The organism is Providencia heimbachae ATCC 35613 (genome assembly GCF_001655055.1).
GTDB lineage: Bacteria > Pseudomonadota > Gammaproteobacteria > Enterobacterales > Enterobacteriaceae > Providencia > Providencia heimbachae.
Map to the genome: position 1 here is coordinate 42,374 of NZ_LXEW01000026.1, position 14,879 is coordinate 57,252.

The window sequence follows — 14,879 nt, forward strand, 5'->3', positions numbered from 1 at the left end:
GAGAACGCATGGAGTTTAGTGTAAAAAGTGGTAGCCCGGAGAAACAACGTAGCGCATGTATCGTTGTCGGAGTCTTTGAACCACGCCGTCTGTCCCCTATAGCTGAACAGCTGGACAAAATAAGTGACGGATATATCAGCGCCCTGCTGCGCCGCGGGGAACTTGAAGGTAAAGTAGGGCAATCCCTGCTACTCCATCATGTACCCAATGTTCTGTCTGAACGCATTCTTCTTATCGGTTGCGGTAAAGAACGTGAATTAGATGAGCGTCAATTCAAACAAATCATTCAGAAAACCATTAGTACTTTGAATGAAACTGGCTCGATGGAAGCCGTTTGTTTCTTAACTGAGCTGCATGTTAAAGGTCGCAATAATTACTGGAAAGTCCGTCAAGCCGTCGAAACCGCGAAAGAGTCGCTCTACGTATTTGACCAACTTAAAAGTAATAAAACCGAACATCGCCGTCCACTGCGTAAATTAGTGTTTAATGTTCCAACACGCCGTGAGCTCACCAGCGGTGAACGCGCAATTGCACACGGTTTAGCTATCTCGTCTGGCGTTAAAGCAGCAAAAGATCTCGGTAATATGCCGCCAAATATCTGTAATGCAGGTTATTTAGCGTCACAAGCTCGCCAACTTGCTGATATTTCAGACAGCAAGCTCACCACTCGTGTTATCGGTGAAGAGCAAATGAAAGAGCTGGGCATGAATGCTTACTTGGCCGTTGGTCAAGGTTCACAAAATGAATCCTTGATGTCCATTATGGAATATAAGGGCAACCCAAATGCTGACACCAAACCCATTGTATTGGTTGGTAAAGGGCTAACGTTTGACTCAGGTGGTATTTCAATCAAACCTGCCGATGGCATGGATGAAATGAAATATGACATGTGTGGCGCTGCCACCGTTTACGGGGTGATGCGCTTTATCACTGAGTTGCAATTACCGATTAATGTCGTCGGTGTTCTTGCTGGTTGTGAAAACATGCCTGGAGGCCACGCTTATCGCCCGGGTGATATCCTAACAACCATGTCAGGACAAACAGTTGAAGTGTTAAATACCGATGCTGAAGGCCGTTTAGTGCTGTGTGACGCCCTTACCTATGTTGAGCGCTTCGAGCCTGAATTGGTTATTGATGTGGCAACATTAACCGGTGCATGTGTTATTGCATTAGGAAGTCATTACACGGGATTGATGTCGAACCATAACCCACTGGCTCATGAGCTATTAAATGCTTCTGAACAAGCGGGTGATCGCGCATGGCGTCTGCCATTAGCGGATGAGTATTTTGACCAAATCACACCAAACTTTGCGGATTTAGCCAATACGGGTGGGCGTCCAGCAGGTGCTATCACTGCCGGCTGTTTCCTCTCTCGCTTTGCCACCAAATATAACTGGGCACACCTCGACATCGCAGGTACTGCTTGGCGTTCAGGTGCGGCGAAAGGCGCAACGGGTCGTCCCGTTTCCATGCTGGCACAGTTCCTGTTGAACCGTGCAGGCCTAAATGGTGATGAGTAATCTCTATTGAGATACTTAACCCTAAATAGGTTATGATAAAAAATATCCCGATGAACAGCTACTGTGATTCGGGATATTGCTTTTATACCCTGAATATTCAAATAACTTGGGTATTGAATTATTGGCGTATAGATAACCAATAAAATCAGTTGGATATAACACCATTTTGCTGACTGTACGAAAAAGTATATAATTTAACGCGCTGAGTCTTTAACACACTTAGTATTTAACACGCTTAGTATAAAACGTCCTACCGCTCGAAATATAACGAGTACATACATGAAAAACGGCACATTTTACTTACTTGAAAAACCCTCGCCACAGGCCGAACTTGAAGCCCATGAGTGGCTCACCTGCGAGCTTGCGGCACAAATGTGGCGTAATGGAAAGCGAGTTCTAATTGCATGCGAGACGCAGCAACAAGCAGAAAAGATAGATGAAGCGCTATGGCAGCGAGATCCTCATCAATTTGTCCCCCATAATTTAGCGGGTGAAGGCCCTCGTTATGGTGCACCCATTGAAATTTGCTGGCCAAGTAAAAGAGGAAATACACCTCGAGATATACTGATTAATTTACAAAGTCAGTTCGCAGACTTTGCCACAGCTTTCCATGAAGTGATAGACTTCGTCCCTATCGATGAAAATTTAAAACAGTTGGCGCGTGAACGGTATAAAATTTACCGTAGCGTCGGCTTCAATTTGACCATGGCGGCGCCGCCAACTTACTGAATACGAAAGAAGATGGAAAAAAAACCAGAAAGTCCAATGAACGAACCTTCGCTCGACAAAACCTATAACCCTGCTGATATTGAGCAGTCCATGTACGCTCACTGGGAAAAAAGCGGTTATTTCAAACCGAATGGCGATACCAGCCAAGATAGCTTCTGTGTCGTCATTCCACCGCCGAATGTCACAGGCAGCCTGCACATGGGGCACGCTTTCCAGCAAACCATCATGGACACCATGATCCGTTACCAGCGTATGCAAGGTAAAAATACCTTATGGCAAACAGGTACTGACCATGCCGGCATCGCAACACAAATGGTAGTTGAGCGTAAAATCGCAGCGGAAGAAGGTAAAACCCGCTACGACTACGGTCGCGATGAGTTCATTGACAAAATCTGGCAATGGAAAGCGGAATCTGGTGGCACTATTTCACAACAAATGCGCCGTTTAGGTGACTCTGTTGATTGGGATCGTGAACGTTTCACTATGGATGAAGGCTTATCTAAAGCCGTAAAAGAAGCTTTCGTTCGACTGCATAAAGAAAATTTAATTTATCGTGGTAAACGCCTCGTTAACTGGGATCCTAAATTACATACCGCGATTTCAGACCTCGAAGTTGAGAACCGCGAAATTAAAGGATCAATTTGGCACTTGCGCTACCCACTAGCTGATGGCGCTAAAACCGCTGACGGTAAAGATTATTTAGTGGTTGCAACAACGCGTCCAGAAACCATGCTAGGTGATACCGGCGTCGCTGTTAACCCTGAAGATCCTCGCTATAAAGATTTAATCGGCAAAGACGTTATTCTGCCAATTATTAATCGTCGTGTTCCTATCATTGCAGATGAGCATGCCGATATGGAAAAAGGCACGGGTTGTGTGAAAATCACCCCTGCTCATGACTTTAATGACTATGAAGTCGGTAAACGCCATCAACTGACGATGATCAACATGATGGACTTAAACGGTAACGTGCGTAACGAAGCTGAAGTTTTCGATACTAACGGCAACCCATCAACCGCTTATAGTTGTGAAATCCCAGAAGCTTACCGTGGTATGGAGCGCTTTGCTGCACGTAAAGCCATTGTCGCTGAATTTGACCAACTAGGCCTGTTAGTTGAAGTTAAACCTCATGATTTAACTGTGCCTTACGGTGACCGTGGTGGTGTGGTTATCGAACCCATGCTAACCGACCAATGGTATGTTCGCACCGCGCCATTAGCCAAAGATGCGATTAAAGCGATTGAAGATGGCCGCATTCAATTTGTTCCACGCCAATATGAAAATATGTATTTCTCATGGATGCGTGATATTCAAGATTGGTGTATTTCGCGCCAACTGTGGTGGGGACACCGCATCCCTGCATGGTATGACGAGAAAGGCAATGTCTACGTTGGTCGTGACGAAGAAGAGGTGCGCCGCGAAAATAACCTGGGTGCGGATATTGCGCTACGCCAAGATGAGGACGTTCTGGATACATGGTTCTCTTCGGGTCTATGGACATTCTCAACTCAAGGCTGGCCAGAAAATACTGAGGCGCTGAAAACCTTCCATCCAACGGATGTATTAGTCAGTGGCTTCGATATCATTTTCTTCTGGATTGCTCGCATGATCATGATGACGATGCACTTCGTCAAAGATGAAAACGGCGAACCCCAAGTTCCCTTTAAAACTGTCTACATGACAGGTCTGATCCGTGATGAAGAAGGCCAGAAAATGTCTAAATCCAAAGGGAACGTTATCGACCCATTGGATATGATTGACGGTATCTCTCTGGAAGACTTACTTGAAAAACGTACAGGCAATATGATGCAGCCACAACTGGCTGAAAAAATTGCAAAGCGTACCCAAAAAGAGTATCCAGACGGAATTGAAGCCCACGGAACAGATGCGCTACGCTTTACACTCGCTGCACTTGCCTCTACCGGCCGTGATATCAACTGGGATATGAAACGTCTATCAGGCTACCGTAACTTCTGTAATAAGTTATGGAATGCGAGCCGCTTTGTGTTGATGAACACCGAAAATCAAGATTGTGGTCAGAACGGTGGCGAGATGAGCTTCTCATTAGCAGACCGTTGGATCATGGCTGAATTTAACCAAACAATTAAAGCTTATCGTGAAGCGCTTGATACTTATCGTTATGATATTGCAGCAAGTATTCTATATGATTTCACATGGAATGAATTCTGTGACTGGTATTTGGAACTGTCGAAACCTGCCGTTCATAAAGGTAACGATGCCCAAGTCCGTGCTGCTCGCTATACGCTAATTGAAGTACTTGAAGGTCTACTGCGTCTTGCTCACCCTATCATTCCATTTATCACCGAAACCATTTGGCAGCGTGTTAAAGTGGTTAAAGGCATCGATGCTGACACTATTATGTTACAGGCATTCCCAGAATTTGATGCCTCAAAAGTGGATGAGCTTGCACTCAGTGATTTAGAGTGGATCAAAGAAGCAATCATTGCTGTTCGTAATATTCGTGCAGAAATGAACATTTCTCCGGGTAAACCACTTGAATTGATACTGCGTGGTGCATCCGAAGATGCTAAACGTCGTGTCGCTGAAAACCAAAACTTTATTCAATCTATGGCTCGCCTTGCGAGTATTAAAGTGCTGGCTGAAGGGGAAGAAGCACCTATTTCTGTTACTAAATTAGTTAATGGTGCAGAGTTGCTGATCCCAATGGCAGGCCTTGTAGACAAAGATGCCGAGCTAGCACGTTTGGATAAAGAACTAGAGAAAGTGAACAAAGAGATTGAATCAATCGAAAGCAAGCTTGCAAATGAAGGCTTTGTTAGCCGTGCGCCTGCTGCTGTGGTTGAAAAAGAGCGTGAACGCTTAAATGCCAATATTGAAGCGAAAGTGAAAATTGAAGCACAAAAAGTGACTATTGCGTCTTTGTAATTTCATCTTTTTGCTTTAGCCTAAGCCCTTATTAGTTGGCTAATAAGGGCTTTTTATCACCCACAATTCAGTTTCTTTTTTCCGTTCTTAGAGGAAAAAATTAGCGAAAGAGATCGTTTTAATTACATGGATATTTGCTAAAGAGCCATGTGATTTTAAGGCTAATAAAGGCAGGAATTTCGTCTGACATAGGGGGGCGATAACCCGCCAATCTACATCTATTTCAAGGTATAATATATGTAGAAAAAAACAGTATTGACATAACATTATTTTTTGATAAATTGTTTGTAACAGCAAGACATTAGCTGTTAGCAGTAAAGAGTTAAAACATGATTTACGCGATGATGTAAGGCTTCGATTTTATGGGTGGTTGCAACTGCAATGGTTAGCAACAGAAGTAAAGCAACGCATCAAGAGTATATATCGCGAGGGGAAGTGTACTTGTTTCGTCCATCTTAATGATGGCGGTTTGTATAACGAAGTTTATATGGAAAAGTTAGTAATTTAGTTGAACCATATTGCAACAAGCGTGTACATTTTTACAGAAGTATCAAAGTAGTATTACGTTAGTAGTTATTAATGTTAAATGTAAAAAATGCAGTACCTTAAAAGCCCTGACATCACAAATTGTCGGGGCTTTTATCGTTTATAGCCGTTGCCTTTATGCCAAACATGACATTCACTCAATACACACCTCTTTTGTTAAATTACCTTACCACTATCGAATTATTTTTAGCTTTTCTTTTTTGTTATTAATCCTAGCTATCCATTTATAGAACAAAAAAAGGATAGCGTATCGCTATCCTTCTCTTATAAAGCAATGATGATATTAATCGTTAGTGAACGCGATCTTCAGGCTCAATGTCGCCGTCTTCACCCTCTTCATCATCATACTCTGCATCTGGATCTTCAAAATAAGTTCCCCAACCGTCATAGTTGACACCCATTTTTTCAGCCAGCTTCATTAATTGATCGACTTGTGCATCTATCAGCTCTGCATTTAATGCGCTTTCACTGATCACATCACAACACATCAAAGTTTCGCCTGTTTCAACTTCGAGTTCTTCTGCATCGGTCACTTCATAACCGAGCTTGAACGCTTCAACAGCCGCTTTTTCTAATAACGCGAAGTTATCGGCAGAAAAATGGTGCTCGATGGCATACAGCGCATCAGGATCGCTACCATCTTCAAGTAATTCTTCAATAATTAGGCGAGTCTCTTCGCTCTGTGCCTCAAGTTCAGCTTGGTCTACCATGTCTACACCCCTTGTTCCGTAATCGCTAGTCTCCTCGCCATTCTCCCATAGGGTCGGCAGTGAAACCATACCTGATGCAATTATTTCTTTTTCATTTGGGGTTGATTTTGAATTTTTATGGATATAAATTGAATATTAATTCAATAATAAAAGGTATCACTGTATGAATCCCTTATACCATAAGCATTTTTTAAGATTACTTGATTTCACTTCTAGCGAAATTCATTCACTCTTAAAACTATCAGCCTGGCTAAAATCAGAAAAAAAATCAGGGACTGAACAACCTCTGCTAGCAGGAAAGAATTTTGCACTCATTTTTGAGAAAGACTCCACCCGTACCCGGTGTGCTTTTGAGGTTGGTGCTTTTGATCAAGGTGCAAGAGTGACTTATCTCGGACCTTCTGGTAGCCAAATCGGGCATAAAGAGACCATGAAAGATACCGCCAGAGTGCTTGGGCGGATGTATGATGGTATTCAATATCGGGGATTTGCCCAAAGCACTGTGGATACCTTAGCTGCGCACTCGGGAGTGCCTGTTTGGAATGGATTAACTAACGAATTCCATCCCACACAGTTATTAGCCGACCTGCTTACCATTCAAGAACATCAGCCAAACAAGCCATTATCAGAGATAAAATTCGCCTATTTAGGAGATGCCCGTAATAATATGGGAAACTCAATGCTAGAAGCCGCTGCGTTAACAGGCTTAGACTTACGTTTAGTTGCACCAAAAAGCTGCTGGCCAGAAGAGGAATTGGTCGAAGCATGCCAAAAAATAGCGAAAGAAACAGGGGCTAAAATTACTCTAACGGAAGATGTGGCACAAGGTGTTAAAGATGCAGACTTTATTTATACTGATGTGTGGGTTTCCATGGGTGAGCCGAAAGAGGTTTGGGCACAACGTATTAACTTATTAAAGCCTTACCAAGTCAACATGGATGTAATTAAACTTACTGGCAATCCTGATGTGAAATTTTTACATTGCCTGCCCGCTTTTCATAATGAAGACACCACGCTGGGCGCGCAACTGGCAACAGAATTCAATATGTTTGGTGGCTTAGAAGTCACCGAAGAAGTGTTTGAATCGCCATACAGTATTGTGTTTGATCAAGCTGAAAACCGGCTACATACAATTAAAGCCGTTATGGTCGCGACATTAACCCCTGAACTACCGGTAAATGTTTTTTAAAATAAAAACCAAGTAGAACCTTAATATTATTTGGTTTCTACTTGGTAATATTGTCTCTACGGGCGCTCACCGTTAGCTAATCGCCGATTAATCTCATCAATGAGCTGCGGTAAATCAGCAAGCGTATCAATAACATAATGGGCACCTGCGGCAAATAGCTTGTCCGCGGCTTGTTGGCGAAGCTCAGCTACCGCCTCACTGGACATTGCCTGATATTCATCCCATGTTTTACCAAACTCATTACCTGACAGCGCAAGTCCAACACTCCACATCCCTGCATTGAGCCCCTCAGCTATTCCTGGCACCGCATCATCTACCTTGATGCAATGTGACACTGAATCTATTGCAAGCGCAATAACGTTTTGTAGCGCCATCCAAGGCCCCGGTCGCCCTCCCGCAGGAATATCATCACTGGCCACCCAATAATCCGGGATGTAACCTAATCGTGCCGCAGCAGGAACTAGCTTTTCCATCACCGCTCTTGGGTAGCCAGAACAAGAGCCAATTTTAATACCTTGTGAACGAAGCTTGGTAACGGTATTAATGACACCCTCGATTGGAGCAGAAAAATCAACGACTTTAGCAATTTGTAATGGCATAAACGTGGCGTAAATAGTATCGATATCCTCGCTGTTCATTGAGCGGCCAAATTTATGTTGCCAACAAGCATTAATTTCAGGCAACTTCCCGAGCGCTTCGATATGTTGCCATTTACCTAATCCCATCGGGATCCGAGCCTGTGCCAAGGTAATATCAATATCAAATGCTCGATGAAATGCTTCGATAAAAATTTGGGTTGGTGCAAATGAACCGAAATCTACGGTAGTACCAGCCCAATCAAGAATAACCGCTTGAACCTTATTCATCTTTATTCCTTTATTTTCAATAAATCGCTTCAGTCAATTTTCCAGTCCATCGCTTTTTCGATGGCAACCAACAACTTATCAATATCATTGCTATAGACTTCCCCAATATTGCCAATACGAAAGCAATCACTTTGAGATACTTTCCCCGGATAGATAACAAAACCTTGTTCTTTTAAGCGTTGATAGAAGGTTTTAAACTGATAATTTGCTGAGGTTGGTGATAAAAATGCAGTAATAATCGGAGAATGGTCGCTATCGTCTAATAATGTACGAAAACCTAATGATCGCATTCCAGCGACTAATTTTTGTTGATTTTGCTGATAGCGCAGATAACGTGCAGCAATTCCCCCTTCATCCTCTAATTCTTTCAGTGCTTGAGCAAATGCTAGCACCGTATGAGTCGGTGAGGTAAATCGCCATTTCCCGTGAAAGTCTTCCATACAGCGCCATTGATCGTAAAGATCGAGAGACAAGGAACGTGAACGCCCTTCACATTTCTCGAGCACTTCAGTACGTGCTATCACGAAAGCAAACCCCGGAACCCCTTGTAAGCATTTATTTGCTGAGCTAATCAAAAAATCGATATTAAGCAACGCGATATCTATCGGGATACCACCAAAGCTACTCATTGCATCGACGATATAGTGTTTTTGATAACGCTGGGCAAGCACGGCTATTTTCTCAATCGGGTTGAGGATCCCCGTTGTTGTTTCACAATGTACCATCGCAATATGCGTAATTTGGCTATCTTGCTGTAATATCTGCTCAATTTTTGCGATATCGGGTAATGTCACTTCATCACATTCACATACCGTATGTGAAATCCCCATACGCTGCGCCATCTCTATTATTCTGGCACCATAAGCGCCGTTACTAACAATCAATACCTTATCTTGAACACCAATAGCGCTGCCAAGAACAGCCTCTACCGCAAAGCTACCACTACCTTGCAATAACACCGATGAATACCCCGATTGCGCTGTCGCAAGCATGACTAACTGCTGACGAATACGCTGCACAACATCAAGATTATAATCATCATCCCAAGTGCAACTATCAAACAGCATTGCCTCCTTAACCGTTTTCGACGTCGTGAGGGGGCCAGGGGTTAATAGTAAATAATTACTGACTGTCATTAAATTCACCTTTGGTCTATACCAGATTGACATTATAATGATAGAAGCATAGCCAAAAGGTCAAAGGAAAAGTGGTCGTGCAACAAAAAATTCATATAACTATGTATAATAGGCAAGAAAAATAAATTGTGAGAATCTATGAAATTATCAGCAGATGAAATGCCTCAATACTTGCTTATCAAAGAACAATTGCAGGCAAGAATTGATAATGGTGCGCTGAAAAGTGGTGATAAGCTGCCGTCAGAACGTGAGTTATGCACTATTTTTAATACCACAAGAGTCACTATTCGCGAGAGCTTGGCGCAATTAGAATCCAGTGGGGCTATTTACCGCTCGGAAAGGCGTGGTTGGTTTGTTACACCTGACCGTTTATGGCTAGATCCAACGCAAAATACCAATTTCCATAAGCTGTGTATTGAACAAGGCCGCCAGCCTAAAACGACCTTACTGAATGGGTGCGTTATCACGGTTCCCCTTGATGCAATGACACCACTACAATTACAACCTTTCGAACAAATCTACTTACTTACCCGCTTGCGTTTTGTCGATGATCGCCCTGTTTGTTTCTGTGAAAACCATTGTTTACCTGCTCGTGTTCCTGAACTACTGCGTCACAATCTCAATGGTAGCTTAACGGAAGTGTATGAAGCTCATTTTGGGTTGATATATACCAGCATGCATTTATCTTTCTACCCTACTGCCATGCCGCCGCAAGCAGCCAGTGCTCTTGGTGTTGCCGTTGGACGTCCAGCCCTGTTATTGCAAAGGTTAAACTATGATCAACATGGACGAATTTTAGATTATGATGTCGAATACTGGCGTCATGATAGCTTGAGGATTGAGGTGGATACGCTTTAGTCGAATGACTAATCTAAACTCGATAATTTTTAAATTAATTATTATATTTCATCTTTTTGTCATATAAGCCCGTTAGCGTAAAGAGGCTGGTATATACCAGATTACATTTAACGCTAATTGGAGATTATGATGAAACCTTTTCGCCTTACCTGCTTACTGACGATAACGCTCTGTTCTACCTCTGTTTTCGCCGGTGATATCGTCACCGTCTACTCCGCTGATGGTCTGCACGATGGTAATAATAGTTGGTATAAAAACCAATTCGAGGCTTTCACAAAACAAACCGGCATCAAAGTACAGTATATCGAAAGTGGCTCTGGCGCGATTGTTGAACGTCTTGCCAAAGAGCGTACTAACCCGCAAGCCGATGTGCTGATTTCTGTTTCTCCCTTTATTCAGCGCGCAGCAAAAACACAATTGCTGGCTCAATTTACCCCTGACGGCACTGCCAGTATCCCAAACTCCACGCCTTACTACACCCCGCTGGTCAACAATTACCTCACGTTTATTTATAATGACAAGTTACTTAAAACTCCACCAACAAGCTGGGCTGACCTACTTGACCCTCGCTTTAAAAATAAATTGCAATATTCTACGCCGGGGCAAGCCGGTGATGGCACCGCCGTCATGCTACAAGCTTTCCATAGCTTTGCGAGCAAAGAAGCAGGATTCGACTACCTTGGCAAACTTCAAACCAATAACGTAGGCCCATCCGCCTCGACGGGTAAATTGACGGCATTAGTCAATAAAGGCGAGATATACGTAGCAAATGGTGATTTGCAGATGAATTTGTCGCAAATGGCACGCAATCCAAATATCAAGATTTTCTGGCCTGCGGATGATAAAGGCCAGCGCAGCGCGCTTGTCCTCCCTTATGTCGTTGGCCTCGTTAATCAAGGTCCTGAAACAGAAAACGGTAAAAAATTAATTAATTTTCTACTGAGTAAACAATCACAAAACCGTGTCAGCGAGCTGTCATGGGGTTTACCTGTACGCACGGATATTACGCCGAGTGATGCGCAATATCACACCGCGATTAGCACTATGAAAGGGATAACAACTTGGCAGCCTGATTGGGATCAAGTGGAACAATCTTTGACTGATGATATTTCACGCTGGCATCAAGTAACTGAGAGTGAGTAACCTTCTATGTTGATGAAACGAAAGTTAAATACCTCCCCACAAATTATCGGGCATTCAGGGATCACATTAGAATCGTTACGTGTTTCTTATCATAATAATGTGGTATTAAAGCCTTTATCTCTAACGATTGAACCTGGCGAGATACTCGTGCTTATCGGCCCGTCAGGCTCTGGAAAAACGACTGTTTTACGTGCTATCGCCGGCTTTGCGCAACCGGATAGTGGACGAATTTTAATCGGTGATACGGATATTACTCACCTGCCTCCCTACCAACGAGGGTTAGGAATGGTTGTCCAAAACTATGCGCTATTTCCTCATATGAAAGTGGAAGATAACGTTGCTTTCGGCTTGCGCGCCCAAAAACAGCCAAAAGCATTAATCACTGATCGCGTGGTTGAGGCCTTAAAGATTGTTGGAATGACAGACTATGCGACACGTTATCCTCATCAACTCTCTGGCGGGCAACAACAGCGCGTTGCAATTGCTCGTGCCATCGCAGTGCGACCGAGAGTATTATTACTTGATGAACCGCTCTCGGCATTAGATGCACAAATTCGCCATAACATGGTCGAGGAAATTGCACGTTTGCATCGTGAGTTACCTGAATTAACCATTCTTTATGTCACACATGATCAAACTGAAGCCCTCGCATTGGGCGATAAAATTGGCATTATGAAAGAAGGCTATTTGGTGGCTCATGGTGAAAAAGAGACTCTTTATCATTATCCTCCGAATCGTTTTTCCGCCGAATTTTTGGGGCGAGCAAATATTTTAGCGGCTACCGCTTTAGATTTTTCATCAACGCCGAGCCAAATTAATGTGAGCTGTGGAGGAACATTAATTAAAGCGCAGACCCGCGGAATGCGAGAAGGAACCCATAAGCTCGTATGTATCCGTCCACAACACATTAGCCTCACCCCAAGAAATGACACAACTAATCAATTACAAGCGACTCTACGCACCATTCGTTGGCAAGGCGATCTCACTCACCTTAACTGTGAGGTAGCCGGTGAAATAGTCACCATTGCCGTGACACATCTGTCCCCAGCACCACAAATAGGCGATAAGCTGACACTTTGGTTCTCACCGACAAATACTATTTTGATTGAGGAATGATATGTCCCATATCAGCGTGCCTAAACGCCTATCCGCTAATTCAAAATCGCGCTATTGGCTACTCCCCCCTTTGATTATATTAGCCATCTTATTTTTCTATCCGCTATTACTGATCGCAGAACAAGCGATACAGACTAAATCGGGTCATTGGGGGCTGGAAGTATTTTGGCAAGTCATTGAGTCGAAAAGATTTATCAATGGGTTATTGAATACATTACAGATTGCTTTTTTCGCCACGCTTGGCTGTTTAGTACTCGGCAGTATTTTAGCCGTCATACTGGTATTTATACCATTTACTGGTAGCCGTTTGGTTACTCAAGTCATTGATACATTTATTGCATTACCAACTTTTTTGGTCGCCCTTGCATTCACTTTTATTTATGGCTCAGCGGGTTTGCTTAATGGCTCATTAATGACATTTTTTAATTTTGAATTACCTCCGATTGATTTTTTATATTCAATCAATGGGGTAATTTTGGCTGAAATTACTGTTTTTACACCCCTTATTATGCGTCCTTTAATGGCTGCATTACGTCAAATTGATAAGAGCCAACTAGAAGCCGCGAGTATTTTAGGTGCTCATCCTGCTCGGGTCATAAGTCAGGTTATTTTCCCAGCGGCTTTGCCTGCTTTATTAGCAGGAGGCAGTCTGTGCTTACTACTGACTACCAATGAATTTGGCATTGTCTTATTTATTGGTGCCAAAGGCGTCAATACTTTACCCATGATGGTCTATAGCAAAGCCATTCTTGAATCTGATTACGCCGTTGCTTGTATGATAGCGCTGATAAATATTCTTCTCTCACTCGGCTTATTTTTCTTATATCGAATGGCAGCAATACGCCTCAGCACAAGGAAATAACGATGCTTGTTTGGTCTAAAAAAGGACGCGTTATTGCAAGTTTAATTGCCGTGGCCTTATTCTCAATATTATTTTTATTGCCACTGAGTATGATCCTACTGTCTAGCTTCAATAAGCAGTGGAACGGTATTTTACCGACAGGTTTTACCTTTTCTCATTTTGTAAACGCCTTTAGTGGCTCGGCTTGGAATGCCATAGTATCCAGTTTAGTTATCGGTTTTAGTGCGAGTTTATTTGCTTTGGTCTGTGGTTTATGGGCTGCATTGGCATTACGGGGACATAACCTTAAATTACAAAAATACTTGAGTATTGTATTTTATTTACCAAGTGCTATTCCGTCAGTTTCCATTGGACTTGGTATTCTCGTGGCTTTTAGCCAAGGTTACTTACAAATGAATGGCACATTTTGGATTATATTTTCAGCCCACTTCGTATTGATTTCTGCATTCACGTTTAGCAATGTCTCCACCGGATTAACGCGAATTTCACCTGATATCGAAAATGTCGCTTTTAGTTTAGGTGCTTCACCTTGGTATCGCTTATGTCATGTAACACTGCCATTATTAATGCCCTGGATGATTTCAGCATTAGCACTCAGCCTCTCTCTTTCTCTGGGAGAATTAGGTGCCACTATCATGCTTTATCCTCCTGGTTGGACAACACTCCCTGTCTCTATTTTTAGTTTAACCGATAGGGGCAATATCGCAGATGGCTCGGCGTTAACTATCGTGTTAGTTGCGATAACGTTACTGTTGATGATAAAACTAGAGAGGATTGCCAAAAGGTTGGGACAAAAATAAAAAGGGCGTTATTACATTACATTGGCATCATACTGAAAAATTAAACCAAACAGGAATGCGATTTCTTCACTCCCTGTTTGGTTTTATCCCTTCTTTAAATAAAAATTACAGCGATATTAATCATTCCCACATATATTTATCTTTTTTGAGCCAACCTTTAGTTTCCATACATTCTAAATAATAATTATTTCTGGTGTTTTCATTAACATCTAAAACATAACTTTCAGTCACGGGGGTTTGTTCTTTGTAGGTTGTCTCTTTCCCACAATCATCGTCTTTCTTACATTTTTTTTCGACAGAAGACATCACTGAACGTTGAGCAACCTCATTTTTAACAGGATATAGGTGCATAGCTTCGGGTTTACACGTTGCTCTTGCTTCAGATTGCGTATATTGAGAGCCGCCCGAAACGGGAACCCAAACCGATGTACAGCCAGAAAGAAGTAAAATAAATAAAAAGGAAAATAAGTGTTTCATAATAATCATAGGTTCATTAA

13 protein-coding genes are annotated in these 14,879 nt (G+C 42.6%); 9 read left to right on the top strand and 4 right to left on the bottom strand.

The annotated features are described in order from the left end of the window. Positions 1–8 precede the first annotated feature (8 nt). From pepA to M998_RS08750, 3 genes are all read left to right on the top strand, one after another. Positions 9–1,520 carry a leucyl aminopeptidase gene (gene pepA / locus M998_RS08740; RefSeq protein WP_068439985.1) on the top strand — a complete coding sequence of 504 codons (1,512 nt, stop codon included), beginning with the start codon at positions 9–11 and terminating at the stop codon, positions 1,518–1,520. A gap of 279 nt (positions 1,521–1,799) precedes the next feature. Next, positions 1,800–2,249, top strand: coding sequence for a DNA polymerase III subunit chi (locus M998_RS20075; RefSeq protein WP_068439983.1), 450 nt, complete (start codon positions 1,800–1,802; stop codon positions 2,247–2,249). A 36-nt stretch (positions 2,250–2,285) separates the two neighbouring features. After that, on the top strand, positions 2,286–5,156 hold the full coding sequence (locus tag M998_RS08750) for a valine--tRNA ligase (RefSeq protein ID WP_197713334.1): 2,871 nt from the start codon (positions 2,286–2,288) through the stop codon (positions 5,154–5,156). An 836-nt stretch (positions 5,157–5,992) separates the two neighbouring features. Here the strand turns inward: M998_RS08750 and rraB are convergent. Beyond that, positions 5,993–6,412, bottom strand: coding sequence for a ribonuclease E inhibitor RraB (rraB, locus tag M998_RS08755; protein ID WP_068439979.1), 420 nt, complete (start codon positions 6,410–6,412; stop codon positions 5,993–5,995). Between the two features lie 163 nt (positions 6,413–6,575). Here rraB and argF point away from each other — a divergent pair, with 163 nt between their 5' ends. Beyond that, positions 6,576–7,601 (top strand): ornithine carbamoyltransferase, encoded by a 1,026-nt coding sequence (gene argF / locus M998_RS08760; protein ID WP_068439977.1) that lies wholly within the window; start codon positions 6,576–6,578, stop codon positions 7,599–7,601. A gap of 56 nt (positions 7,602–7,657) precedes the next feature. Here argF and phnX read toward each other — a convergent pair whose 3' ends face one another. Both phnX and phnW read right to left on the bottom strand, forming a co-directional pair. Further along, the gene (gene phnX / locus M998_RS08765) at positions 7,658–8,467 is read right to left on the bottom strand and encodes a phosphonoacetaldehyde hydrolase (protein ID WP_068439976.1); all 810 of its coding nucleotides are present in this window, start codon (positions 8,465–8,467) and stop codon (positions 7,658–7,660) included. A gap of 29 nt (positions 8,468–8,496) precedes the next feature. Further along, entirely contained in the window at positions 8,497–9,603 is a 1,107-nt protein-coding gene (phnW, locus tag M998_RS08770) for a 2-aminoethylphosphonate--pyruvate transaminase (protein WP_068908504.1), read from the bottom strand. Positions 9,604–9,741: 138 nt separating this feature from the next. Between phnW and phnR the strand changes: the two genes are divergently transcribed. The 5 genes from phnR to phnV all read left to right on the top strand — a co-directional run bounded on the left by phnR (position 9,742) and on the right by phnV (position 14,382). After that, positions 9,742–10,461, top strand: a complete 720-nt coding sequence (phnR, locus tag M998_RS08775) for a phosphonate utilization transcriptional regulator PhnR (protein ID WP_068908506.1) — start codon at positions 9,742–9,744, stop codon at positions 10,459–10,461. Positions 10,462–10,590: 129 nt separating this feature from the next. Further along, complete coding sequence (locus M998_RS08780) at positions 10,591–11,604, top strand: 2-aminoethylphosphonate ABC transporter substrate-binding protein (RefSeq protein ID WP_068908507.1); 1,014 nt, start codon at positions 10,591–10,593, stop codon at positions 11,602–11,604. 6 nt (positions 11,605–11,610) lie between these two features. Continuing rightward, positions 11,611–12,720 (top strand): 2-aminoethylphosphonate ABC transport system ATP-binding subunit PhnT, encoded by a 1,110-nt coding sequence (gene phnT, locus M998_RS08785; protein ID WP_068439969.1) that lies wholly within the window; start codon positions 11,611–11,613, stop codon positions 12,718–12,720. Between the two features lies 1 nt (position 12,721). Beyond that, positions 12,722–13,582, top strand: coding sequence for a 2-aminoethylphosphonate ABC transporter permease subunit (gene phnU, locus M998_RS08790; RefSeq protein ID WP_068908509.1), 861 nt, complete (start codon positions 12,722–12,724; stop codon positions 13,580–13,582). Positions 13,583–13,584: 2 nt separating this feature from the next. After that, the gene (gene phnV, locus M998_RS08795) at positions 13,585–14,382 is read left to right on the top strand and encodes a 2-aminoethylphosphonate ABC transport system, membrane component PhnV (RefSeq protein ID WP_068908511.1); all 798 of its coding nucleotides are present in this window, start codon (positions 13,585–13,587) and stop codon (positions 14,380–14,382) included. Positions 14,383–14,502: 120 nt separating this feature from the next. Here phnV and M998_RS08800 read toward each other — a convergent pair whose 3' ends face one another. Next, on the bottom strand, positions 14,503–14,859 hold the full coding sequence (locus M998_RS08800; RefSeq protein ID WP_111751013.1) for a hypothetical protein: 357 nt from the start codon (positions 14,857–14,859) through the stop codon (positions 14,503–14,505). Positions 14,860–14,879: the final 20 nt, after the last annotated feature.

What these genes read in the sequence shown, in the direction of transcription:
- pepA (WP_068439985.1), top strand. Translation starts at nt 9, where the DNA reads ATGGAGTTTAGTGTAAAAAGTGGTAGCCCGGAGAAACAACGTAGCGCA.
- M998_RS20075 (WP_068439983.1), top strand. Translation starts at nt 1,800, where the DNA reads ATGAAAAACGGCACATTTTACTTACTTGAAAAACCCTCGCCACAGGCC.
- M998_RS08750 (WP_197713334.1), top strand. Translation starts at nt 2,286, where the DNA reads ATGAACGAACCTTCGCTCGACAAAACCTATAACCCTGCTGATATTGAG.
- rraB (WP_068439979.1), bottom strand. Translation starts at nt 6,412, where the DNA reads ATGGTAGACCAAGCTGAACTTGAGGCACAGAGCGAAGAGACTCGCCTA.
- argF (WP_068439977.1), top strand. Translation starts at nt 6,576, where the DNA reads ATGAATCCCTTATACCATAAGCATTTTTTAAGATTACTTGATTTCACT.
- phnX (WP_068439976.1), bottom strand. Translation starts at nt 8,467, where the DNA reads ATGAATAAGGTTCAAGCGGTTATTCTTGATTGGGCTGGTACTACCGTA.
- phnW (WP_068908504.1), bottom strand. Translation starts at nt 9,603, where the DNA reads ATGACAGTCAGTAATTATTTACTATTAACCCCTGGCCCCCTCACGACG.
- phnR (WP_068908506.1), top strand. Translation starts at nt 9,742, where the DNA reads ATGAAATTATCAGCAGATGAAATGCCTCAATACTTGCTTATCAAAGAA.
- M998_RS08780 (WP_068908507.1), top strand. Translation starts at nt 10,591, where the DNA reads ATGAAACCTTTTCGCCTTACCTGCTTACTGACGATAACGCTCTGTTCT.
- phnT (WP_068439969.1), top strand. Translation starts at nt 11,611, where the DNA reads ATGTTGATGAAACGAAAGTTAAATACCTCCCCACAAATTATCGGGCAT.
- phnU (WP_068908509.1), top strand. Translation starts at nt 12,722, where the DNA reads ATGTCCCATATCAGCGTGCCTAAACGCCTATCCGCTAATTCAAAATCG.
- phnV (WP_068908511.1), top strand. Translation starts at nt 13,585, where the DNA reads ATGCTTGTTTGGTCTAAAAAAGGACGCGTTATTGCAAGTTTAATTGCC.
- M998_RS08800 (WP_111751013.1), bottom strand. Translation starts at nt 14,859, where the DNA reads ATGAAACACTTATTTTCCTTTTTATTTATTTTACTTCTTTCTGGCTGT.